The sequence below is a fragment of the Methanothermobacter sp. genome (assembly GCA_030055615.1).
Lineage (GTDB): Archaea > Methanobacteriota > Methanobacteria > Methanobacteriales > DSM-23052 > Methanothermobacter_A.
Genome location: JASFYN010000003.1, coordinates 173,518 through 197,561 on the forward strand (window position 1 = coordinate 173,518; position 24,044 = coordinate 197,561).

General features: G+C 38.4%; 28 protein-coding genes and 1 tRNA gene. 14 read left to right on the forward strand and 15 right to left on the reverse strand.

What is annotated here, in order from left to right:
- Both QFX38_06500 and QFX38_06505 read left to right on the forward strand, forming a co-directional pair.
- Complete coding sequence (locus QFX38_06500) at positions 1-744, forward strand: ABC transporter ATP-binding protein (GenBank protein MDI9624519.1); 744 nt, start codon at positions 1-3, stop codon at positions 742-744.
- A 10-nt stretch (positions 745-754) separates the two neighbouring features.
- Complete coding sequence (locus tag QFX38_06505) at positions 755-1,543, forward strand: metal ABC transporter permease (GenBank protein ID MDI9624520.1); 789 nt, start codon at positions 755-757, stop codon at positions 1,541-1,543.
- A 54-nt stretch (positions 1,544-1,597) separates the two neighbouring features.
- On the opposite strand, the gene rpiA is transcribed toward QFX38_06505, so the two are convergent.
- Genes rpiA through QFX38_06520 form a run of 3 tightly spaced genes read right to left on the reverse strand, consistent with a single transcriptional unit; the run spans position 1,598 to position 3,762 of the window.
- Positions 1,598-2,260, reverse strand: a complete 663-nt coding sequence (gene rpiA / locus QFX38_06510) for a ribose 5-phosphate isomerase A (protein MDI9624521.1) — start codon at positions 2,258-2,260, stop codon at positions 1,598-1,600.
- A 14-nt stretch (positions 2,261-2,274) separates the two neighbouring features.
- A complete protein-coding gene (locus tag QFX38_06515; protein ID MDI9624522.1) occupies positions 2,275-2,715 on the reverse strand; it encodes a UPF0179 family protein in 441 nt (146 codons plus the stop codon).
- Positions 2,716-3,762, reverse strand: a complete 1,047-nt coding sequence (locus QFX38_06520; protein MDI9624523.1) for an NAD(P)-dependent glycerol-1-phosphate dehydrogenase — start codon at positions 3,760-3,762, stop codon at positions 2,716-2,718.
- Between the two features lie 149 nt (positions 3,763-3,911).
- On the opposite strand from QFX38_06520, the gene proS reads away from it, so the two are divergent.
- The 4 genes from proS to thiD are packed head-to-tail and all read left to right on the forward strand — an operon-like array spanning position 3,912 to position 7,454.
- A complete protein-coding gene (proS, locus tag QFX38_06525) occupies positions 3,912-5,312 on the forward strand; it encodes a proline--tRNA ligase (protein MDI9624524.1) in 1,401 nt (466 codons plus the stop codon).
- A gap of 13 nt (positions 5,313-5,325) precedes the next feature.
- On the forward strand, positions 5,326-6,006 hold the full coding sequence (locus QFX38_06530) for a hypothetical protein (GenBank protein ID MDI9624525.1): 681 nt from the start codon (positions 5,326-5,328) through the stop codon (positions 6,004-6,006).
- Positions 6,007-6,028: 22 nt separating this feature from the next.
- Complete coding sequence (cofC, locus tag QFX38_06535) at positions 6,029-6,706, forward strand: 2-phospho-L-lactate guanylyltransferase (GenBank protein MDI9624526.1); 678 nt, start codon at positions 6,029-6,031, stop codon at positions 6,704-6,706.
- Positions 6,707-6,710: 4 nt separating this feature from the next.
- Complete coding sequence (gene thiD, locus QFX38_06540) at positions 6,711-7,454, forward strand: bifunctional hydroxymethylpyrimidine kinase/phosphomethylpyrimidine kinase (GenBank protein ID MDI9624527.1); 744 nt, start codon at positions 6,711-6,713, stop codon at positions 7,452-7,454.
- Here thiD and QFX38_06545 read toward each other — a convergent pair.
- From QFX38_06545 to QFX38_06555, 3 genes are all read right to left on the reverse strand, one after another.
- The gene (locus tag QFX38_06545; GenBank protein ID MDI9624528.1) at positions 7,449-8,471 is read right to left on the reverse strand and encodes an adenylosuccinate synthetase; all 1,023 of its coding nucleotides are present in this window, start codon (positions 8,469-8,471) and stop codon (positions 7,449-7,451) included. The genes thiD and QFX38_06545 overlap by 6 nt on opposite strands.
- A gap of 170 nt (positions 8,472-8,641) precedes the next feature.
- Entirely contained in the window at positions 8,642-9,052 is a 411-nt protein-coding gene (locus tag QFX38_06550; GenBank protein ID MDI9624529.1) for a hypothetical protein, read from the reverse strand.
- A gap of 7 nt (positions 9,053-9,059) precedes the next feature.
- Complete coding sequence (locus QFX38_06555) at positions 9,060-9,377, reverse strand: DUF4064 domain-containing protein (GenBank protein ID MDI9624530.1); 318 nt, start codon at positions 9,375-9,377, stop codon at positions 9,060-9,062.
- 306 nt (positions 9,378-9,683) lie between these two features.
- On the opposite strand from QFX38_06555, the gene QFX38_06560 reads away from it, so the two are divergent.
- Together QFX38_06560 and galE are read left to right on the forward strand one after the other, a co-directional pair.
- Positions 9,684-10,211 (forward strand): metal-dependent hydrolase, encoded by a 528-nt coding sequence (locus tag QFX38_06560; protein ID MDI9624531.1) that lies wholly within the window; start codon positions 9,684-9,686, stop codon positions 10,209-10,211.
- Positions 10,212-10,290: 79 nt separating this feature from the next.
- Positions 10,291-11,268, forward strand: a complete 978-nt coding sequence (gene galE / locus QFX38_06565) for a UDP-glucose 4-epimerase GalE (protein ID MDI9624532.1) — start codon at positions 10,291-10,293, stop codon at positions 11,266-11,268.
- On the opposite strand, the gene QFX38_06570 is transcribed toward galE, so the two are convergent.
- Positions 11,261-12,532, reverse strand: coding sequence for an MFS transporter (locus QFX38_06570; GenBank protein MDI9624533.1), 1,272 nt, complete (start codon positions 12,530-12,532; stop codon positions 11,261-11,263). The genes galE and QFX38_06570 overlap by 8 nt on opposite strands.
- 100 nt (positions 12,533-12,632) lie before the next feature.
- Here QFX38_06570 and QFX38_06575 point away from each other — a divergent pair, with 100 nt between their 5' ends.
- Together QFX38_06575 and QFX38_06580 are read left to right on the forward strand one after the other, a co-directional pair.
- Entirely contained in the window at positions 12,633-14,609 is a 1,977-nt protein-coding gene (locus tag QFX38_06575; protein MDI9624534.1) for a hypothetical protein, read from the forward strand.
- 13 nt (positions 14,610-14,622) lie between these two features.
- Positions 14,623-15,879, forward strand: a complete 1,257-nt coding sequence (locus tag QFX38_06580; GenBank protein MDI9624535.1) for a CPBP family glutamic-type intramembrane protease — start codon at positions 14,623-14,625, stop codon at positions 15,877-15,879.
- Here QFX38_06580 and galU read toward each other — a convergent pair.
- From galU to QFX38_06595, 3 genes are read right to left on the reverse strand one after another with little or no spacing between them, the layout of a single operon-like run.
- Complete coding sequence (galU, locus tag QFX38_06585; GenBank protein MDI9624536.1) at positions 15,851-16,708, reverse strand: UTP--glucose-1-phosphate uridylyltransferase GalU; 858 nt, start codon at positions 16,706-16,708, stop codon at positions 15,851-15,853. The two genes, QFX38_06580 and galU, sit on opposite strands and share 29 nt — an antisense overlap.
- Positions 16,709-16,720: 12 nt before the next feature.
- A complete protein-coding gene (locus QFX38_06590; GenBank protein MDI9624537.1) occupies positions 16,721-16,975 on the reverse strand; it encodes a hypothetical protein in 255 nt (84 codons plus the stop codon).
- A 16-nt stretch (positions 16,976-16,991) separates the two neighbouring features.
- Positions 16,992-17,285: a DUF167 family protein gene (locus tag QFX38_06595; GenBank protein ID MDI9624538.1), complete on the reverse strand. Its 294-nt coding sequence runs from the start codon at positions 17,283-17,285 to the stop codon at positions 16,992-16,994.
- A gap of 126 nt (positions 17,286-17,411) precedes the next feature.
- Between QFX38_06595 and QFX38_06600 the strand changes: the two genes are divergently transcribed.
- From QFX38_06600 to QFX38_06610, 3 genes are all read left to right on the forward strand, one after another.
- A tRNA-Leu gene (locus QFX38_06600) sits at positions 17,412-17,495 on the forward strand.
- Between the two features lie 63 nt (positions 17,496-17,558).
- Entirely contained in the window at positions 17,559-17,720 is a 162-nt protein-coding gene (locus tag QFX38_06605; GenBank protein ID MDI9624539.1) for a hypothetical protein, read from the forward strand.
- Positions 17,721-17,887: 167 nt separating this feature from the next.
- The gene (locus QFX38_06610; GenBank protein MDI9624540.1) at positions 17,888-19,003 is read left to right on the forward strand and encodes a transglutaminase family protein; all 1,116 of its coding nucleotides are present in this window, start codon (positions 17,888-17,890) and stop codon (positions 19,001-19,003) included.
- A gap of 209 nt (positions 19,004-19,212) precedes the next feature.
- Here QFX38_06610 and QFX38_06615 read toward each other — a convergent pair whose 3' ends face one another.
- Positions 19,213-19,647 carry a DUF371 domain-containing protein gene (locus QFX38_06615; GenBank protein MDI9624541.1) on the reverse strand — a complete coding sequence of 145 codons (435 nt, stop codon included), beginning with the start codon at positions 19,645-19,647 and terminating at the stop codon, positions 19,213-19,215.
- 50 nt (positions 19,648-19,697) lie between these two features.
- On the opposite strand from QFX38_06615, the gene QFX38_06620 reads away from it, so the two are divergent.
- Positions 19,698-20,129, forward strand: coding sequence for a GIY-YIG nuclease family protein (locus QFX38_06620; protein MDI9624542.1), 432 nt, complete (start codon positions 19,698-19,700; stop codon positions 20,127-20,129).
- Here QFX38_06620 and cfbC read toward each other — a convergent pair.
- The 4 genes from cfbC to purF are packed head-to-tail and all read right to left on the reverse strand — an operon-like array spanning position 20,118 to position 24,021.
- Positions 20,118-20,930: a Ni-sirohydrochlorin a,c-diamide reductive cyclase ATP-dependent reductase subunit gene (gene cfbC, locus QFX38_06625; protein MDI9624543.1), complete on the reverse strand. Its 813-nt coding sequence runs from the start codon at positions 20,928-20,930 to the stop codon at positions 20,118-20,120. The genes QFX38_06620 and cfbC overlap by 12 nt on opposite strands.
- A gap of 17 nt (positions 20,931-20,947) precedes the next feature.
- Entirely contained in the window at positions 20,948-21,424 is a 477-nt protein-coding gene (locus tag QFX38_06630; protein MDI9624544.1) for a CBS domain-containing protein, read from the reverse strand.
- A gap of 9 nt (positions 21,425-21,433) precedes the next feature.
- A complete protein-coding gene (locus QFX38_06635) occupies positions 21,434-22,621 on the reverse strand; it encodes a U32 family peptidase (protein ID MDI9624545.1) in 1,188 nt (395 codons plus the stop codon).
- Positions 22,622-22,653: 32 nt separating this feature from the next.
- A complete protein-coding gene (gene purF / locus QFX38_06640; GenBank protein MDI9624546.1) occupies positions 22,654-24,021 on the reverse strand; it encodes an amidophosphoribosyltransferase in 1,368 nt (455 codons plus the stop codon).
- Positions 24,022-24,044: the final 23 nt, after the last annotated feature.

Here is a 24,044-nt window from a genome sequence, read left to right on the forward strand (position 1 = left end):
ATGGACAAAGCAGTCAAAATTAAAAAACTATACTACAAAATAGATAACAAGACAATATTAGAAAATATAAACCTTGAAATTTACAAAAACGAATTCCTAGCTATCATAGGCCCTAACGGCGGCGGTAAAACAACCCTACTAAAGATGATTATAGGCCTCCTAAAACCAACCAGCGGAAAAATCAGGGTATTCGGCCTTAAACCCGAAGAAGCAAGGGAAAAAATAGGCTATCTCCCACAAAGACGCCACTTTGACATGGATTTCCCAATAAATGTCTTTGAAACAGTGCTCATGGGATGCTACCACGCCCCACTCAAAAATTACACCCAAGAAGACAGAGAAAAAGTGGAAAAATGGCTTGAAAAGTTGGATATAATCCATCTAAAGGATGAAAGATTAGACAATCTCTCAGGGGGGCAATTGCAGCGGGTATTCCTTGCAAGAGCCCTTGTAAGAGAGGGCGAACTCCTACTATTAGATGAGCCAACAAGTAGTGTGGATCCTCTATTCCAAGAAAGATTCTACGAGTTACTAGATGAACTTAAACAGAAAATGGCTATTGTAATGGTATCTCATGATATAGGGATGGTCGCAACCCATGTCGACAGAATCGCATGCTTAAACCAAAGATTATTCGCCCACGGACCCCCAAGAGAGGCCTTAGAATCTATTGAAGATGTCTATAAGTGTCCAGTAGAACTAATAGCCCATGGGATACCCCACAGAGTTTTGAGAAAACATTAAAGTGACAATTATGCTAGGTCTTGAATACCAGTTCATGCAAAACGCCTTCATGGCAGCAATACTCGTTAGCATAGCCTGTGGGGTGGTTGGCACCTATATCGTGATTAAAAGGATAGTATCCTTAAGTGGGGGTATATCCCACGCAGCATTTGGTGGTATTGGCCTCGGTTATTTCCTCGGCATAAACCCAGTAATCACAGCAATACCATTTAGTGTCATGGCAGCTTTCCTCATAGGAGTCACCACTAGAAAAGTTAAAATTAGTGAAGATACTGCTATTGGGATACTATGGTCAGTTGGAATGTCCCTTGGTGTAATATTTATAAGTTTGACCCCTGGTTATGCCAGCGACCTATTCAATTATCTTTTTGGTAACATACTAACGGTTACCAGGAAAGATATTTGGATGATGTTAGTATTGGACTTGATTATAATATCAAATGTGCTTTTATTTAATAGGGAATTCACTGCCATATCCTTTGATGAGGAATTTTCACAAGTTATAGGGGTTCCGGTAAACTTTTTCTATCTTTTACTATTAATGCTCGTAGCTTTAAGTGTGGTGATCCTTATAAAAGTGGTTGGTATAATCCTCGTGATAGCACTACTCACAATCCCAGCCGTAATCGCAAGACAGTTCACTTTCAAAATCCCTCAGATGATGATCCTATCATCCATAATCGGGATAACATTCACACTAACAGGATTATGGCTTTCATACATCCTCGATGTATCCTCCGGGGCCACGATAGTGATAATATTAGCAATATTTTTCATCATCACCTATATTTTAAGATAATAGAATAAGCATGTAAATGGAATATTGATCCTCTCCATGCAAAATATGCTCCTTTTAGAGTTCTATTATCCCATCCATTGTACCTACTATTACCCTGTCAACACCCCTAGAAAATATACCGTTCTCTAAGACTCCTGGGATATTGTTTATCTCATATTCCAATTTTGATGGATTGTCAATAGACCCAAAATCCGCATCAATAATGAAATTCCCATTATCAGTGATCAAAGGCCCATTTTTTGCATCAGACATTCTAATTTTGACCTTGGCTCCCATGGAATTTAATTCTTCACATACAAGACGAAAGGATGCTGGTATAACCTCTACTGGTACTGGCCTTTCGAGCTTATCTTTAAGTTTAGAATCATCCACTATAACAATAAATTCACTTGCCGAATAGTCTATTATCTTTTCCTTTGTATGGGCTGCTCCACCACCCTTAAGGAGGTTAAGGTCCTTGTCAACTTCATCAGCCCCGTCAACAGCAACATCGACATCATGTTGTGTTATACTAGTAATGGGGATATCCCAATCCCTTGCAAGGAATAATGATTGATAAGAAGTGGGCACTGCCAATATATCCAATTCTTCCTTTTGTATGCGCATACCAACTCTTTCTATGAAATATCGTGCCGTGGAGCCTGTGCCGAGGCCGACAACTTGCCCGTCTTTTATCTCTTCGGCGACTTTATATGCGACCATTTTTTTCAAATTCATTAAAATCTCCCCTACTACTTCTTGGAAATGATTTCAAGGAGAACTTTGTTTAATTTGTAGCCTTTTTTGCATTCATCGACCTTGCCAAAATTTTTCAGGATCTTACATTTATCCGAGGCTTTTATACCCTCCGGGAAGCATAAACTCCTCATATCACATTTTTCATCACATTCAGGGGTTTCAAATAATATTACAGACCCCTCAAAGGCCTTTTTAGCACCTATTAATGCTTTTATCTTAGCTTTCTCAATCTCAACAACCTTTACTTTTCTGTTTTCATGTATTGGACAAGTATGCTCAATATCTTTCACTTCTTTTATCCTGTAGATTCTGCCCGTTTCGAGGGGGTCGATACACACGGATTTATATCTACAATCTTCACAAGCCTTTGCAGGTTCATAATACATGAAGTTTAATCCTTTTTTTGCAAGTTTTTCCCCTATTAGTGTTATCAATTATATCACTTCCGTTTTTTTCGCGAGTTTCTCAGCCGCCTCCCTTGTAAGCCCTCTATCCCCTAGGATAGTATATCTTTCCTTGCGGATGGTATGGGCTTTTGTAAGGGCCTCTATTATATACTCTGGTTCTATGCCGAGTTCATAGGCTGTTGTAGGTGCGTGCATTTTTTTGAGAGCGTCTTTTATGAACCTCCAGTCCCCCCCATGGAGGTGCATCATCATTATTGTGCCAACACCACATTGTTCACCATGCAATGCCGGTTTAGGGGCTATATTGTCAAGTGCATGACTAAATTTATGCTCGGAGCCGCTTGCAGGTCTGCTGCTACCTGCTATACTTATAGCTATACCACTACTTATAAGAGATTTGACAACAAGGCGCGCACTCCTTTCAAGACCCTCTTTTATAGCATCAGCAGATTTGATGATCATCTTAGCTGTCATAAGTGAAAGTGCCGCTGCGGATTCACTATACCTTTCATTAAGGAGTCTATGTGCAAGTTTCCAGTCTAATATGGCTGTATAATTAGATACTATGTCAGCACAACCCGAGGCAAGGAGCCTAAATGGTGCTTTAATTATTATATCAGTATCTGCTATGATCCCAATGGGTGAAGTTGCCTTCATGGAAACCGATCCTCTTTCACCGTCGCGAATCGAGGCTCTGGGGGATGCTATACCATCATGTGAAGCTGCGGTGGGTACACTTATGAAGGACAAACCTGCAAGGGTTGCTGCCATCTTGGCAACATCTATAACTTTACCACCACCTACACCTAATACAAGAGAGATATCATCGAGGTTTTCCTTGACCATCATAACAGATTCCATGGAAGCCTCTCTCACCTTCATATACTCGGCTTCGAAATCCTCAGCTTTAAGACTACCTATAACATCCTTACCAGCTATCTTAAAAGTCTTATAGCCTGTGACAACCATCACCTTACCTTTAAATCTGAGATCTTTACATATAATCCCTGTATTTTTTATCACACCAGGACCTGTGTGTATCTCCCTTGGCAACTCTATCTTCCTAGGATTCATCTCCATCACAAACAACAGCTTTAAGTAGTGAGATAAAATAATCTTTCACCATTGAAAATCTTTATTTACTGATAAAAATATTTTTGGAGAAAAAAATATAGGATTTCCTAGGACTCCCCATATTAATCCCATTAGAATGGTGGATGAAAATGATAGATTTCAGTGAATGGTTCCATAATATCCTGGAAGAAGCAGAAATAATCGACTCAAGATATCCCATCAAAGGTATGAATGTATGGTTACCCTATGGTTTCCAGTTACGAAAGCACACCTTGGAAATCCTCCGAAACATCCTAGACCGGGATCACCAGGAAACCCTATTCCCACTTTTAATACCTGAGGATCAACTTGAAAAAGAATCAATCCATGTAAAAGGTTTCGAGGATGAAGTCTACTGGATAACACACGGAGGACTTACAAGGTTAAACAAGAAATTAGCCCTAAGACCCACCAGTGAAACAGCAATGTACCCAATGTTTTCGTTATGGATAAGATCCCACACAGACCTCCCATTGAAAATCTACCAGATAGTTAACACTTTCAGGTATGAGACAAAACACACAAGGCCACTTATACGTGTAAGGGAAATCACAACATTCAAAGAAGCCCACACAGTACATGAAACAATGGAAGAAGCCGAAGAGCAAGTCCAAGAGGCCATCAGACTCTACAAGGAGTTCTTCGACACCCTAGCAATACCATATATTATAACAAAAAGACCACCATGGGACAAATTCCCAGGATCTGATTATACAATAGCATTTGACACACTACTACCAGATGGTAAAACATTACAAATAGCAACTGTACACAACCTCGGCCAAACCTTCTCCAAAACCTTTAATATAAAATTTGAAACACCCACAGGCGAACACGAATACGCATACCAAACTTGTTACGGATTATCTGACAGGATCATAGCATCTATAATAGCCGTTCATGGAGACGAATCAGGCCTGCGCCTACCACCAGAAGTCGCACCATACCAGATAATTATAGTACCAATAATCTTCAAAGAGGAAGCAGAAGAGGTTATGAAAGCTTGTGAAAAAATTAAAAACAGATTAGAAAATGCTGGTTTCCGAGTGAAACTAGATGATAGGGATATAAGGGCTGGGAGAAAATATTATGAATGGGAGATGAAAGGAGCGCCACTTCGAATAGAAATCGGACCAAGAGACCTTAAAAAGAACATGATAGTGGTGGCAAGGCGGGACACCAAAGAAAAAATTGAAATAAAAACAGAAGACCTAGAAGAAGAAATAGATAAAATACTCCATGATATTACGAGGAGGTTAGGAGAAGAAGCATGGGCAAAAATGCAAAATAATATAAGAACAGCCACCAACCTCAAAGAAGCGAAAAAAATAATAAATGAAAAGAAAGGTATAATCTCATTCCCTTGGTGTGGAGATGAAAAATGCGGGAAAAATATAGAAGAAGAAATAAGAGTAGACATACTCGGAATAACCAAAGCTGAAAAGAAAAGTTCTTGTATAAATTGTGGAAAAGAGGCCGACCATAAAGCTTTCCTAGCTAAAACATACTAATGGAGAGTATAACATGAACTTGAGGGCTCTGATCCTAATCGGTCTTATAATAGTCTTTGCAGGAAGCCTAGGATTCCTCTGTTACCTCCAACAAGGGGGTATAACCCTCAAGGAAGCATACGATGAAGGAAACATTAACATAACCCAGATAACCCCAGCGGGTACAATCCCACATCAAGTACTTATTTCCACCAATAGTGAAAAACCGGTAAAAGTGGAAAAAGGGACAATTTTGACCAACCCAGGATCAGAAGATCTTGTAATCGCAAGAGACGAAATAATACCCCCAAAGGGTAACAGTACAATACCAGCCTATTGCATAGAACCAGAACAAAGCGCCATAAAAGGAAGCCGCTTAAACGTGTCAGATAAAGCCCCAAAGATGATACAAGAAGTCATAGAATCATCAAACCCGGAAAATCCCTCAGAAGCGTTTAACACTCAATTAAAAATCTGGTTACTGGCAAGAGGATCCAACTTTGACATATACAGTGGAGAAGTCTATTACACAGTAAGGGCAAACAACATGTATTTCTATCAATTCAGGGAAAACCTCTCATTTACAAAAGCAGAGCTCATGGCAAAATTCAACCTCACCGAAGAACAGATAAATTCCATAAACATAAACAGCACAATCCTTTCACATGGCAAAAACTGGCTGGACAAGATCATGGAATTCCTCGGACTAAAATAAAAACTAGAAAGGGACCAAAAACATGAAAATTTATGGAATCATCCCTGTCTCACCATTCGCACATGCAAAGACAAGACTCTCACCAACACTATCACCATCAGAAAGAAAAAACCTCCTAAAAGTAATGCTAAAAGACGTTACAAAAAGTCTGAAAAAAAATGTAGATGAAGTACTTGTCATAAGCGCCGACAAAGAAGTTCTCCACTTCGCCAATGAACTAAAAGTACAAACATTCAAAGAAAAAGGCCAAACAGACCTCAACGGAGCCCTGGAACAAGCAATCAAATGGTGCGAATCTAAATGCGATAAAGTCATGATAGTACCCTCAGACGTGCCACTAATCGGTAAAGCCAACCTAGAAGGCTTAATAAAAGACGCCGAAAAATATGACATGATAATAGCCCCTTCCAAGGGTGGTGGAACAAACGCCCTCCTATTCCCCCCAGGGACTATAAAATTGCGCTTCGGAGACTGCAGCTTCTTCGAACATATGAAAGAGGCCAAAAAACTAAAACTTTCCATCAAAATCCATGATTCATTCTACCTATCCCTAGATGTTAACACAGCAGAAGACCTCGGCGAAATAATACTCCATGGAAAAAACACTTACACAAAATCTTACTTGGAAGACCTTAAATTAAAGGTGAAACCATCCCGAGGCGCTGAAAGGCTCCAAATAGAAAAAGAATCCAAAGGGTAATTTTATGATCGCATTAACAATCGCAGGATTCGACCCATCCGCTGGTGCAGGCGTTCTAAACGATGTTAAAACATTTTCAGCCTTCAAAGTTTACGGAGCGGCCGCCATAACAGCCCTAACAGCCCAAAATCCAAATAGAGTTGCTGACATACACCCCATACCTCCAAGTTTCATAGAAGAACAAATAGACCTAATCATGGAATATCTACCCATAGAATACGCGAAAACAGGAATGCTATATTCGGAGGATATCATAAAAACAGTTGCCAATAAAATACGAGAATACAAGCTCAAAACAGTCACAGACCCCGTGATGATAGCAGAATCAGGCTCACCACTAGCAACAAAAGGAATGATAAAAGCCTTTAAAAAACACCTACTCAAAGAATCCATACTAGTAACACCCAACTTACAAGAAGCCGAAGCACTATCCAATACAAAAATAAAAACAATTAAAGACGCTGAACGAGCCGCTGAAAAAATAGGCAAAAAATGCAATGTAATAATCACAGGAGGCCACCTAGAGGGCAAAAACATATTCTACGATGGTAAAATCAAAATATTCGAAGAAAAGTTAATCAAGAGCAGGAACACCCATGGAAGCGGGTGCTCATTTTCAGCAGCTATAGTTGCCTACTTAACAAGAGGCTATAATCTAGAAGAGAGTGTAAAAATGGCTACAAGATTTGTAAAGGAAGCCATACGCCATGGCAAGTGGGGGACACTCAACCAATTCTGGAAACTATAAAAGTTCACTTCTTAAATCAATAGTATCCTCAAGATCTGGGCCAGTGGATATTATAGTCACCGGAACTCCTGTAGCATCCTCTATCTCCTCAATGAACCTTTTAGCATCACCTGAGAGCTTAGAATATTCACGAACCCTTTCACATCTCGGATATAAACGATCAACACAAGTAACCGCTATCTGCGTTGTACCATTTATCATGCATGATTCCCTTGCCATGTCCATGTCAAAAAGGCCTATCCTCCTCCTCCTACCAGTAACAGTACCATACTCTTCCAAGCCCATCTTCTCGGCTTCTTCCTGGCTTATCTCCGTGGGAAACGGTCCTTTACCCACTCTAGTAGCATATGCTTTGAATACTGTTATAACTTCGTCTACACGTGTTGGTCCGACACCTACATCAGCTGCGGCTGTGCTTGCAGTGGTATCTTTACTAGTGACATAGGGGTAGGTTCCATAATAGAGTGAGAGGCCAAAGCCTTGTGAACCTTCAATGAAAACATCACCACCTTCGTCAAGTGTCTTGTTTATTTCGAGGGGGACATCAGTCAAATATTCTTCTAATTCGGGTATTTCCTTTGCAAGTTTGGCTGTTCTCATGACCCTTTCTGCATTTGCAGGACCGCAACCTGTACCTGTACTTCCTATCTTCTTTGACAAGTAATCGGATGATCTGTCCTGGATTTTATGTTTTTCTTCGATGATGGCACATCTATAATCTATAAATGTTCTTCCTCGGACGTCATATTTGCTCAGATTTTCCATTTCAGAAAGGAAAACTTCAGGATCTATTAATACACCAGCTCCAATTAGCAATTTAGCATCTCTATGCACAAAGCCGGATGGTGTAAGTCTTAAGGCGTACTTTTCGCCTTTGAATTCTACTGAGTGCCCTGCGTTGGGTCCTACACCAGCCCTGGCGATTATGGATGGCTTATCATGGTAACAAAGGTATGTTATACATTTTCCTTTACCTTCGTCACCCCATCCGCCACCTACTAGCACAGTACATGTCATATTTATGATCTCCCGATTTAGTTTTATTCTGCCTCTCTTATATAAGGGGGATAATTAATAAAAATTTTTTCATCATCCTATGATATTGAGAATATAATCTCTTGGCGGCGGATTAGAACAAGGAAAAAGTTTATTCAAAAAAATAGAATCTAAGAAAAATAAAAAGGCTGTTAAACTTTTAGTGTTGTCTTGTATATGGCCGCACTTTCATCTCCACCTGAGAAGGGATCCTCGAATATCATTAGATCAACTTTTGCTGGTGTACCTGCATCTATGTATGAGTATGTGCTAAATTTAATAGCTTGACCTGACTTTGCATTGTTAATGTTCCATGCGAGTGGGTCAGTTTGTATGACATTGCCTTCTGCATCATACCATTTAAGCACGATTTCGAGATAATCGAAATCCCTTGATGGTGTTATTTTACCTTTTATGGTGTAGAAACCGTAACCTTCGGGGATTATTTCAAGATCTTCTACTTTTAGGTCGCCTCCGGATGAAGTACCTGTGTTTGATGTGCTGGTACATCCACACATAGCTACTGCAAGCACCACTAATAATATGGGTATGATTGCCCTCATTTCCTTTTCACCTCCTTATAATAGCCAGAATACCGCTTATACCTAAGAATATTGTCCCCGGGATTGCGAACGCTGATATGCTTATCAAGAGCCATATAGCACTTACAATCAAGATTATACCACCGTTTCTTGGGTTTTCACGCACATAAACGGCCCCTATTATACCAAGGATAGATGCCATTACTGCGCTTATACCAAGATATAGTGCCTCCGATGCGAACACTGAAAAAAAGATTGCAAAAAGTCCGCCAAGGAGACCGAAGATGCTCCCAATTATCCCGAGCACCATTTCAAGTATCCTAGAAGTTTGCACTTCTTCAACCAATTTTATCACCCTCCACAATATCCATTATGTTGTACATACAAAATGTTGAAATATCTAATATATAAATATAACTATTATTAGATAAGAAAATTAACATAAATAAAATGTAATCATTCTAATAATATTAATAATAGCCCATATAAAAGTAAGATGTAAGCATGAGAATTATGGTATTTAACAATCAATATACGAAATAAACTCCATTAGATATTCACTTAAAAAACTGAGAATAATAAAAAATGTTATAATATATATCCCAGCTATAAGAATATAAAAAAAGGAGATGATATTTCTAGAGAGGATACAATGGATATATTAGCTCATATATTCATACCCCTTACAATAATATATTCCCTAAAAAAGAAACTTAACCCATACTATACTTTTATCCTAGCTTTCTTCGGCCTACTCCCAGACCTAGACAAAGTTATAGGATTGCCCGGTGTCCTACATTCCATCATCACGTTAACAATTATTATATTACCCCTTTTTATAATCGAAAAAATCTTAAAAAATTCCTGGGCTTATACAAGTATAATAGCCCTCTTTATATTCTCCCACCTTCTACTAGACCTTCTAGACACCTCCCCCATATTCCCGTTCTATCCATTCACCAATATTGGCCTAATAATAGAATTCCCCTTAAGAATATCATTTAATAGTCCCAGTTTCTCATTCATGGGCCCGCTCATACAAGTAACCTACACCAGACTCGAAACGGGTTTTAACACATACAATGGGATCATATCAGGTTTTGGGATAGCCTCAGCGCTCCTTTTCATCACACTATTTATAATAACAAAAAAAAGTGAAAACGAACGCACAATACCATGACAAGAGATCGATCCTACAATGTAGTGTGAAAATTTCCCACCCAAATTGTATAATAGGAGTACCCTCAAATATCACTAATATGATATTCATTGTTGGTGGCGCAGGTTACATCGGATCCCATGTTAACAAATTTCTATCAAACAAAGGATATGAAACACTAATACTTGACAATTTGAGTAAGGGACATGAAGAATTTGTTAAATGGGGGAAATTCATAAAAGGAGACCTTAAAAATAAAAGATTGCTCGATAAGATTTTCAAAGAATATGATATAAGCGCAGTGATGCACTTCGCAGCCCTCACCGATGTAAGAGATTCCATCAAAGACCCAGGATCCTATTACAAAAACAATGTCAAGGATACATTGAATCTACTAGATGCCATGCAGAAGAATAATATTAACAAATTCATCTTCTCATCAACCTGTGCAGTTTATGGAGATCCCATGGAAACTCCAATAACCGAAAACCACCCATGCAATCCCATAAGCCCTTATGGCCGCTCCAAGCTCATGATAGAAAACATCCTAGAAGATTATAGTAACGCATATGATTTCAATTACGTCTCACTAAGATACTTCAATGCCGCCGGTGCAGACCCCCAAACCGAAATAGGGGAATGGCACGAACCAGAAACTCACCTAATACCAATAATATTAGATGTTGCAATCGGTAAAAGGGAAAATGTCCAAATCTTCGGCACAGATTACCCAACACCGGACGGCACATGTATAAGAGATTACATCCATGTAATGGACCTTGCAGATGCACATTACAAGGCCCTCAGATTCCTAGAAAAGGATAAAAGTGAAATCTTCAACCTAGGCAATGGTGACGGATTCTCAGTAAAAGAGATTATAGAAACTTGCAGGGAAGTCACAGGAGAAGAAATAAGCACAATAAAATCGGATAGAAGACCAGGAGACCCCCCAATATTGATCGGAAGTTCAGAAAAGGCCAGAAAGATCCTCAAATGGAAGCCAGAATTCACTGACATAAAAAATATAATCAAAACAGCATGGAAATGGCACCAGAAACTTAACAAAGAAATTATTTAGCCTTCAATGTTAACAGGAGCCCTACCACCAAAAGTAAGATGAAAAATAAAAATGAGACAACCATAAGAACCCGGAAAGATCCATTATTAACTATAGATTCCCCTCCAAGATATACATTAACAAGAAGAACTATTAAACCCATGCCAATAAGTTGACCTAACACCCTAAATGTTACAAGAGTCGCCGATGCCACTCCCCAAAATCTTTTTTCCACAGACCCCATGATAAGTTTACTATTCGGGATCGAAAAGAATGCAAAACCCACACCCATAAAAACCAAACCAATGACAATCCAATAAAGAAAACTTGAAAATGAAAAAATAAGCATAGCCAAAATTATTACAAGCAAACCTATCGCGGCAATTATCCTCGGACTCATTCTATCTGAAAATTTCCCAGCCACAGGGGACACCAATGCTATGAGAAAGGCCTGTATTGAGAGTATAACACCAGTCCTCCAAGGACCCAAACCATGAAAATATTGAAGATACAAACTCAAAAGGAAAACCACAGGATACCCCGCGAAATAGCTTATAAAAGTTGTGAGACCATTCCATGTGAAATTCCTATTCCCCAACAATTCTAAGTCAAATAATGGACTATTACATCCACACTCATACTTATAGAGAAAGTATGACAGCAAAATTCCCACAACAAAAAGTGAAAAACCATAAAAGAAAATGATTGATGAAAAACCCACCAAAACAAAAATCAGAGAAAGAGCCATTAAAAAAGCGCCTAGAAAATCAAATTCTTCACTTTCAGCCTCTCTACATTCAAATCTTATCCTACCAGTGGCATAAGTGCACAGAACACCCAATGGCACGTTAAAATAGAAAATACTCCTCCAACCAAAATATTGCGTCAAAAAACCTCCAAGGGTAGGGCCGAAAAATAATCCAAAATATGTTCCAGTGGCAGCCCATCCAAGAGCATAACCCCTATCAACTGGTGGGAAAACAGAATATATAATAGCTGAAATATTACTAAAAATCATAGCCCCCCCAACACCTTGAATAACCCTAAGAAATAGAAGCATTTCCGGAGAAACAGAAAATCCAGCGAATATGGAAGAAACCGTGAAAATTATAATACCAAACTGGAATACCCTCCTCCTACCATAAATATCAGCAAGACGGCCCATAGGGATAAGTAGAACACCCACAGTAAGTAAATAGATAGTAGGCACCCATGCAAGTATAAAAGGATCCATCCCAAGATCAGAACCCAAAGTTGGAAGGGCCACATTTATGGATGAAGCCACAAAAGGTGTTAAAAAAGATGCCAATATAGCCATGATAAGAGCATATGACCGAATATCCTCGACAATCCTCATATAAGGTAACTTCTATAAAAGCTATTATATGAAATTTGATGAAACTCATAACATGAAAACCCTAGTAACAGGGGACGTCACCATAGATTGGATACAATGGCCCATAAAATCCCATGAAATAGTTGATTATAGTGAAAACTGGAAAACACATCTAGGATTCCACAGAAAAGCTCTAGAAGGAGGGGCGCTCCTACTTGCTAAAATGCTGAAAGAACTGGTTCCAGGAGTTGAACACCCCCAGATATTGAGCAAACCTGAAAATACTAGTCCTGAAGAGTTCATACATTCATTCGCCGACCTAGAATTATACAATGGGAAATATCTCATAAAAAGTTTCCTGGGATACACAGGACCCGAAGAAGGACTCCCAAAATTGCCATTCAAATTTAAAGACAAAAAAGCAGATATTATAGTGATAGATGATGCCGGCAACGGCTTCAGAGAACTAGAAGATAAATGGCCATCATCAATAATCGAAGACAAGCCACTAATCATCCTCAAAATGTCAGCACCACTTTTTGAAGGCAAACTATGGCACCACCTCCAAGAAAACCACCAAGAAAATCTCGTAGTCATAATCACAGTAGATGATCTCAGAGAAATGGGTGCCAATATAAGCCGAAGGCTTTCATGGGAACGCACAGCAGAAGACTTCATCTGGCAAATACACAATAATCCACTACTAGCACAGCTTAAAGAATTGAAACACCTTATAGTAAGAATAAACCTAGAAGGTGCCATATACTACAAGGCCGGCTCTAAGTCCAAACTTTTCTACCATCCACAATTATTCGAGGGTAACCTCAACGAACAATCTCCAGGTAAAATGCAAGGCCATGGATGCGCATTTACAGCAGCTTTCACAGCAACTCTACAAAAGGGGTTAGGAATCGAAAAGGGTATAATAGAGGGTATAAAAGCCTCCCAGAGATTACTGGATGAAGGTTTCGGTTCAAAACCGGATTATCCCACCAAAAAAATATTCCATAATGGTGAGGAAGCCAACATAGGCAAGGTAGAAATACCACCACTTAAGAGATTAGAAGGGTGGACCATAGCCACTTCACCCCCACACTTCGACATAAAATCAGTATCAGAGCATATAGTCATAGAAGGTTACAAGGGAAAAAGATATCCCTTGCCAATAGCACATTTCGGGAAGCTCATAACTGCTGATAGAACAGAGATAGAAGGATACCAGAGTATAAGAAATATAATGATAGAATACCTTAAAAATGAAAGAGTTGAAAGACCACTTTCTATAGGAGTGTTCGGGCCTCCAGGAGCCGGTAAATCATTCGCAGTATCCCAACTAGCCGCGAGCGTGGATCCGAAGAAAATAAAGACGCTCAATTTCAACATTTCACAATTTAGGGAAGAAAATGATCTTATAGACGCCTTCCATCAGATAAGAGACGCTGTATTAAAGGGTAAGGTACCGCAGGCTTTCTTCGACGAATTCGATTCCCCATATAACGGTAAAAAACTCGGATGGATAAAATATTTCTTAGCCCCAATGCAGGATGGAGAGTTCAGAGAAGGAGACACTACACACCCCCTGGGAAAATCAATACTAATATTCGCTGGGGGTACAAGCAATACCTTCGAAGAATTCGAATCCCAAGACAAGAAACTCCTAAAAGAAGCTAAAGTCCGAGATTTCATAAGTAGACTCCGAGGTTATGTGAACATCATCGGTCCAGATCCCGTGGATAAAAAAGACAGATTCTATATATTGAGAAGAGCCATATTATTAAGATCATTATTTGAAAGGAAAACCCCCCACCTTCTTGACAGCAGAGGCAAGCTAAGAATAGATCAAGGTGTGCTCAGAGCATTCCTCATGATACCATCCTATAAACATGGTGTAAGATCAATGGAAGCAATCCTAGAAATGAGCCTACTAGAAGATGTTAAAAAATTCGAAAAAGCATCCTTACCACCCGCAAGTCAACTAGACTTACACGTTGATGGAAGACTCTTCCACAAACTAGTAACCAAATAAAGGAGAGGATTTATTGAAAAGCGATTTGGAAGAACTTCAAGTGAAACTCCTAGAATTTGCTCATATAGGGGATCTTGAAAAGACGGCGAAAACACTCCTAAAATTAGGTGAAATATACCAAGAACATGGAATGGAAGATCATGCCATTGAAAGTTACGAAAATGCCAAGAAACTTTACAATAAATGCAAAAATATTAAAGGAGAGGCGCAATCGATCCTCAATATAGGGCAAATCTATGATAAGAGAGGAGAATATGAAAAGGCTCAGAAAATGTATAAAGAAGCCGCTGAGAAATTCAAAGAACTCAATGACACTAAAAACCAAGCCACAGCCATATATCATCATGCTAGGATACTAGAAAAACAGGGCAATTTTGAAGACGCCTTCAAGGTATACCATAAATATCACAAACTTTGCACTTTAATGGATGATAATAGAAAAATGTTAGTGTCATATGCCAAAATAAAAAGTATGGAAGAATATTCATCCCAAGAACATTTATCCTATAAAGATAGATCTCGGCTATCACTTATAGGATATCCCATTTTTATACTTTTTGCCGAAATTTTAACGGCCTACATAAATGTTTTAACCGGTTTGGGGATCCACGTTCTCATACTATTTGTTTTGTTGGCTCATTCTTCCCTCGTTTCCAATGAAAAGTTCAAAAAAGTTTTAAATTCCATGACAATATTGCCATTGATTAGGATTGTAAGTTTTTCAATACCTGTAATGGATGGTATTCCAGAAATTTATCGGTTATTAATAGTGTCATTGCCACTTTTTGCCTTAGCCTACGTATTAATGAAGACCCAGAAATTGGAAGGTAAAGATGTTGGTCTAATTTGGAAAAAACCTAACTTACAACTTTTAGTAGCTTTAACCGGATTTCCTATAGGTTATATTGAATTCATGATTTTGTATCCGAAGCCATTTATACCCATGTCAACCTTTCTGTATTTGCTTATAGGTTTCCTCATACTAATACTAGTAGGATTTTCAGAAGAGCTACTATTTAGAGGAATATTACAAAAAAATTCAGAAAAGCTTCTGGGAGTTTTACCTGGCCTATTATATGCCTCACTACTCTTTACTATATGCCATGTTGGATGGGGATCCATTTATGAGTTAATATTTGTATTCTTCATCGCCATATTCTATGGTTATATGTATCAAAAGACTGGGAGTATTATTGGTGTTACATTCTCGCATGCATTATCCAATTTTATGCTATTCCTTTTTATGCCCTTTCATTTAGCAGCTCTTTGAGGTGTTCTATAATCTTATCTCTTATATTTTCATCTTTTAATGCGAATTCTATGGATGTTTTAAGCCAGTCAATCTTGTTACCAATATCATATGTTTTACCATTAAATACATAAGCATAGATTTTATCAAGGAACTTCATGGCATCTGTTAGTTGAATTTCACCACCTACACCTGGTGGAGTGTTCTCTATATGATCAAATATTTCACTTTCAAGTATATAGCGTCCTGTTATGGCGAAATTGGATGGGGCCTCTTCCTTTGAAGGCTTTTCAACAAGATCCTCCACTATATAAAGGTTGCCTTTTATGGGCTTTGGCTTAATAACACCATACATTTCAACTTTTTCTCTGGGAACTTTCTCTACTGCAATAACTGATGAATCATACTCCTCATAGATATCTATAAGTTTTCTAGTACATGGAATGTTCGATGTTGTTATAGTATCCCCTAGGAGTACTGCGAATGCTTCTTCGCCATCGACATGCTTCTTGGCACAATATATAGCATCCCCAAGGCCTTTTTGTTCTTTTTGTCTTACATAGTAGATATCTGCCAGTTCAGAAATTTTTTCAATATCTTCTAAAAGTTTGTGCTTTCCATTCTTCTTAAGGAAGTATTCGAGTTCAAAGGATTTGTCAAAATGGTCTTCAATTGATCGTTTACCCTTACCTGTTACAATGAGTATATCATCTATACCTGACGCAACAGCTTCTTCGACGACATATTGTATTGTTGGTTTATCATATACTGGTAACATTTCCTTTGGTTGGGCTTTGGTGACGGGCAGAAATCGCGTTCCTAGACCCGCCGCGGGTATAACGGCTTTCATGTTCTCTCCTCTTTAAATAATAATTCTTAATGTCATGATAACTTTATAAACCAATATACTCAAGAATACTATTAACAAAGGTATTATTACTATATTGAGTCCCGATATAAAAGCTTTTATCTGCTGGTTTTTGGGTTTATCTGAATTTAAGATTTCCTTCAATCCAAGGAATGCTATGAGGGTAATAACCGCTACTATACCATATATCATACTCTGATCCGTGGTGGATGGAATGTTGCTGGTTGTCACGGATATCATAAATATCATGCTGATCCTCTTTTTTTTAACCTTTTTCAATTTTAATTTTTTTTATAAAATCATTTTTATTAATATTTTTAATCCTTAAAGTTTTATATGGACTTTTAATACCATGTATGATTTTAACTTCTTTTCCAAAAATATTAGAAAATTCCTTTATAAGTTCCCTGTTAGCTTTCCCTTTGGATGGTGGAGATTTCACTTTAACTTCCAGTCTTTTTCTCCATGGATTATAATCGCCTATTTCAAATTTTGATGATCTTACAGAAACCTCTATATCAATTAAAATACCATCAGTATCCTCCCTTATAACCCCCATATAATCACCTAACTAAAATTAAAAGCCTTCATCCAAAAAATTTATATAACCATCATTATATAATGTTCGAATAGTCAGAGAAAGCTAAGGTTTTTCCTTCACGTTTCTTGTTCTCTACCATTTTATGCAGGGGTGGTCGAGTGGTCAAAGGCGCTAGGTTGAGGGCCTAGTGGGGGAGTCCCTTCGCGGGTTCAAATCCCGTCCCCTGCATTATCACCTATTTTTCCGTGAATAATCCCAAGCATGACCCTTTAATATATTCCACTTGAAAACATGATAAGTGACAATAGAATAGAAAGGATACTAAAAGGTGGAAGAGTCCAAGGAAGCTTCTTTATACATGGTTATCTAATATCATTCACATCCTATTGCCTTTATAAGTTTAGAAATGATCCTGTTGAACAATATAGGATCGTTCAGAGTTCAAATTTTTAAAATACTCTTCGATAATTTAAACCAACACCTCAAATGAATAAAAACTTTTAATAACGTTTTTTAATTTTTAAGAAGCTCTAAAATCATTTTTTTTCAAAATTGGACCAAAATATTTATATATTAGATCTGTGTCACAATGTTATATCATCCTAGCACCCCCCATATGAGTGCTAGGATATGGAGGCGGTAAAATTTCGATTAAAAGGTCAATCTATATACTAATAGCATGCCTCTTTATATTAAATGTAGGGGCATGTCATGCCCAGGATAACATAACAACCAATAATACCCAAGCAGAGACCAAAAACTCATATGCCGCAGCTGGGGATGCCCAGACATCCGTTACAACAGGAGAAGTGGTGACCGCGGCTAAAAAAGCAAAGTATTATACTGAAGAAAATAACGCATTTCCATCAACTATACAAGTTGGAAAGCAGAATGTGACAAAAGAACAATTCACATACCTTATGACACAAGCCCTCTTAAATATCAACAGAAACGGTAAACTAACAACCAAAATAAGTCTAATAAAAGTTTCACCAGCACCTACACCAAGAGGAACTGCAACAGGCATCTTAACAAAACCAAATTACATCAAATTAGCATCTTCAGTGACCAATTTCATAAAAACAAACGGTAAATTACCTAACTATGCAACTACAGTTATTGGGCGGATAAACCCAGAAAACATAGCTTATGCAATGAGCAGAATACTAGCATTCTATAATGACTACAAGATATTACCCAATTACGTCACAGTGAAATATATCCAACCAAAAAATTCAGGAAGTTCAGGATCATCAACAAACAACGGAAAAAATTCAGATCCCGAACTTAACAAGTATCTCGTCGCAACAGCAAACTGTCAAGTGAACGATCCTAGTATACAATCATTAGCCACCCAGTTAACCCGTGGCCTTACCAGTACATGGGATAAGGCGAAGGCTGTCTTCAACTGGGTCCGTGACAGTATAAGCTACAGTTTCTATTATAATACAAGGTATGGTGCTGTTGGAACCCTTAAATACAGGACTGGTAACTGTTGCGATCATGCACATCTTGTAGTGGCACTTGCCAGAGCCGCGGGGATACCAGCACGATACAAGCATGGAATCTGCACATTCTCCAGTGGGACCTATGGACATGTCTGGGCTGAATTATACATCAGCGGCAAATGGTATAGTGCAGATGCAACAAGCAGTAGAAACAGTCTCGGCATAATAAAAAGTTGGAACACAGCAACCGGGAAAATATTAGGAACCTACGCAAGCCTACCATTCTAGCTCATACGCCCCCCACAATACTTTTTATTTTTTTATTTTTTAAAAGAGAGCCCTTAAAGAATTCTTTTTATTAAAATTGTTTAAAATTATTGCTATAAAAAAATTAATAAAACATGCCCTTCACAAAAACTTGCTTTACTTGTGGAGATGTAATGTAATCTCCAATCCCACGAAATAATGGAAATTTACCCCCTAAATGTGCAAACTCTTTAAGAGTTTCCATCTTTGGGATAGCTCACTATTATTTCAACTTTAAGACGAGAACCCCGCTTTAGGTCTTCTACCAATTCTTTTTTAAGGTCACAGGCAGCCTTATCAGCTTTTATCATGAGGGTTCTGTCACATATGTAATCACTTTTACGGCAGACAATATCTCTTGGATGATCCAAGGTCAAATTAGGATGACCCCTACCTGTTATTTCATCCTTTGCATTTTTTGTTTTTAACACAAGTTTGATTATAGCATTTTCCTTTGCAATCGCCTTTTTGAGTTTTCTTGGAAAATCTCTCATTGAAACTGATGAATCAACACCTATAATACAATCAGCTGTTTTCCCAATTTCATCATCCATAGTGATCTCAAATGTGGATTTATGCCTTGAAGTCACATTAGGATGACCCTTAGCATAAAATACATATTTCATGATATCACATCCTGAAATAGGTTTTTTAACCCAGTGACATATTATAGACCATGAAGGGAACCTATTGTCTAATTATTAGAGTAAGAGAAACTTCATATTTGAATGTTGGCGCCCTTGGTAATGTTAAAATTGAACGTGGATGTTATGTATATGTGGGTTCAGCCTTTAATTCATTAGAGACTAGGATTAGAAGGCATTTTTCAGAAAATAAGAGGATCCATTGGCATGTTGATTATCTTCTAGCCCATGAAAATACAATAATAGAGGATGTGATATTCACAACAGATGAAAGGCGGCTCGAATGTCTGCTCTCTGAAAGATTAGAAAATCAAAGATCTATAGAGGGTTTTGGATGTTCCGACTGTAAATGCAAATCTCATTTACACTATTATGAAAATGTTAGAGTTGCGAAAAGTGCAATTTTAGATGCTATAAAAGGATTAGGCGCCAAGATCATGTCCCTTAAAAATCTAAAACTCTAAAGATCCCCCTTTTTTAAGTTCTTTGAAGAATTCTTCAAATTCGTCCATGGTAAGTGGCCTTGGTACCGTGAAATCTTTATTTTCATAAATTCTCCTAGCAAGCTCATGATAGACCATGGCCTGTTTCGAATCTGGGAATTTCTCTATAACGGTCATAGCTTCGATTTCACTTTGAGGTACAAGTTCACTCCTTGGTATAATCCCAATAACCTTCGATCCTATCTTCTCTGCAAATAATTCCACGATTTTGGTTTCATCCTTGATACCTTTACAGTTGCAGATTATTCCACCAAGTCTGCTGTTAAGCTTCTTTATGCCCTTAGCTATATTATTAGCCGCATAGAGTGACATGTATTCTCCCGATGTTACAATATAAACTTCATCTGCAAATTCTTCCCTTAATGGTACCGCAAAACCTCCGCATACAACGTCACCAAGCACATCATATATGATCACGTCAAATGGTTCTTCGAAAACGCCAAGTCTTTCAAGGAGGTTCATTGCAACTATAACCCCACGGCCGGCGCAACCAACTCCAGGCTCAGGGCCGCCACTCTCAACACATGAAATATTATTATAGCCTTTGTATACTACCTCCTCAGGGTGAGGTTCTTTGTTTTTTCTTAAAACAGATAACACTGTGGGTATCCTTGAACCATATAATGTTCTGGTGGTGTCAGCTTTTGGGTCGCAGCCTATAACAAGTACATTATACTCTTGAGCGTAGGATGCCGCAATGTTAGCGACGATGGTTGATTTACCGATACCACCTTTTCCATAAACTGCTATTTTTTTTGTCAATTAAGGAACCTCACAGTCTATGTTTTTACTAGTGCTCCTATAATATCGCCTCTTGTGATGATTCCTATGAGGTTGCCTTCATCATCCACTACTGGTAGTCTTTTTATTTTATGTTTGTCCATGAGTTCAGCAGCGTCTGATATTGATTGGTCTGGTTTTATTGTGATGAGTTTTCGTGTCATTATCTCATCAACTAATGTTAATGCCGCCTTTTTTATACCCTTTATTATCTCATCATATTCATGTTTCATTCTGAGGGGGAGTTCTATGAGATCTAGGGGAGATGGTAATATCAAGTTTAATTTGGGTGAGTGAACTTCCAAGAGTCTTATGATGTCTCCTTCACTTAGTATGCCGACTAGTTTATTGTTCTTGTCTATAACTGGTGCGCCACTTATCTTGTGCTCCCTTAATATTCTAGCGGCTTCTTTTATTTTCATATCATTTCTAATCGTTATAACATTTTTCTGCATCGCATCTTCAACTTTTATCAAATTTATCACCTATTCTTTTTTTACTCTTTTATATACGAGATCTCCGGGTCTTACCCTACTTGTTACTTTGACTCCGACTCTGCATTTCTCTGCTTTTTTAACATTCCTCCCATTTATCTGTAATGATTTGACCTTCTCTGTTAATGAACCTGTGGTTTTCCCTTGGATTATTATCTCATCCCCTATCTTGAGTTTGTCCCAGAGTCTGATTTCAGCGGCGCCAACTTTCCTATAATAATTTAAAACCTGGCCTATGTCCCTCTTAATGAACTTGGCTTGGTTTTGTGGGGGGCCCTGTTTTGGTTTTTTAAAGTAGAACCCTTCATCGAATCCTCTGTTGAATACCTTTTTAAGTTCATTTATCCATTCTTTTTTGAATTTCCATGAACCTTTAAGGTGGGAGTTTATAGCTTCCCTGTAGACTCGTGTTACCGTTGCAACATAATCTGCTGGTCTTGCCCTTCCTTCGATTTTGAGGGCGTGGATGCCAGCATCAATCAAAGAAGGTATATGTTTTATCATGCAAAGATCTCTTGGACTTAAAATATAACTTTGGATGTTCCCTTGACCAGATTCTAGTATTAGTGTTTCATCTTCTGATGTTAGTTTCCATGATTTTCTGCATGGTTGGAGGCATTCCCCATTATTCGCACTTTTACCATAAAAATAGTAGCTTAAGAAGCAACGGCCAGATATTGCCATGCAAAGGGCTCCATGAACGAAAACCTCAATCTCCAATGGGGACTTTTTCACTATCCCTCTTATTTCATCAAGTGACAATTCCCTTGACAGTATAACTCTTTTTGCCCCCATTTTCTTGAGCACATGCAAACTTCTAGTATTGGATATGTTAGCTTGGACGCTTACATGGACATCAAGCCCGTTATCTCTAGCTAATTCAATGGCTCCAAGATCTGATACTATTACAGCGTCTACTTCAAAGCTGTGTAGTAATGGTAATTTCGATTCTAGCTCTTCAATGTCCTTGTCCTTGAGCATGGTATTTGTACAAACATATACTTTTGCATTGTTGTCATGGATTATCCTAGTGGCCTCTTTTATCTCTTCTAGGCTAAAATTGGATATGTTAGCACGTAAGTTACAACCTTCCATGCCTATATAGATTGCATCGGCACCATTTTTAAGGGCTGCAGAGATCGATGGGAAATCTCTGGCAGGTGCTAAAAGTTCAACCATTTTAACCTCACCAGGGTGAAAATAATCTATATTCAAAGTGGTACGGGGGTGGGATATTCTCCATCAAGGCATCCAGTACACAGATTTTTTTTGCTGATGCCAATAGCCTTCACTAGGGATTCTATGCTCAGATAACCTAGTGAGTCTACGCCTAGTATGTCCCTTATCTCTTTAATTGTTTTATTGGATGCTAAAAGTTCTTTTTTTGTTGCCATTGCAATACCATAATAACAAGGTGATGTTATAGGGGGACATCCTATCCTAAGGTGTATTTCACGCGCTCCAGCCTCTCTAAGGATGTCTATGAGGGCCTTGGATGTCGTGCCCCTAACTATACTATCATCTATTAGCACTATCTTCTTGTTTTCGAGTTCTGATTTTATAGGGTTCATTTTGAGTTTGACTGCGGTCTCTCTTTCTTCTTGGGTTGGCATGATGAATGTGCGGCCTACATAACGGTTTTTTATAAGGCCTTCACCATAGGGTATCCCTGATTCTCGTGAGTAGCCAATTGCGGCTGTTATGGCGGAATCTGGTACTGGCATCACCACGTCCACATCTGCTGGGTGTTCCCTGTAAAGCGCTCTTCCTATTTTTAATCTTACCTCGTAGACGTTTCTGCCGTCGATGATGCTGTCTGGTCGTGCGAAATATACATATTCGAACATGCAATGGGCTCTTCTCATTTTTTCGGAGCCTTTGATGATATGTGACTCATCATTGTTTAAGTGGATTATCTCCCCTGGTCTGACGTCTCTTTGGTATTCAGCGCCTATAACATCGAATGCCACGCTCTCAGATGCTACCATCCTTGTACCATCCTTTTCTGCTAATGCTAATGGTTTTATTCCTAGGGGGTCTCTTACAACATATAATTCATGGTTAAAGAGTATTACGAGGGAATATGATCCTATGAGCTGTTTTGATGTTCTTTCAATGGCTTTTATCATGTCGTTGTCCTTTTGATATTCCCTCCTGATCAAGTAACTGATAACTTCAGAATCTGTGGTTGATTGGAAAGTGTAGCCTTCCTTTTCCAGTTCTCTTCGAAGTTCCCCTGAATTTACTATGTCACCGTTATGGGCTATGGCAATATCCAAGCCGCCTATTCTATTATGGAATGGCTGTGAATTTTCTATCCTAGATTTTCCTGTTGTGGAGTATCTTACATGCCCGATTCCAATGTTACCTTTGAGTTTTTTCAATTTTTTGCCGTTGAAGACCTCATATACAAGTCCCATTCCCTTGTGTGTGTAGAATCTTTTGCCATTCGAAGTTGATATACCTGCTGATTCTTGTCCGCGATGTTGGAGGGCGTAGAGTCCATAATAAATGTGGGGGGCTATATTCTTGTTTTTATCAGAAGAGTATATGCCCACAATACCACATTTGTCCTTCACCTTAAATTCTCCCCCCACTGTTT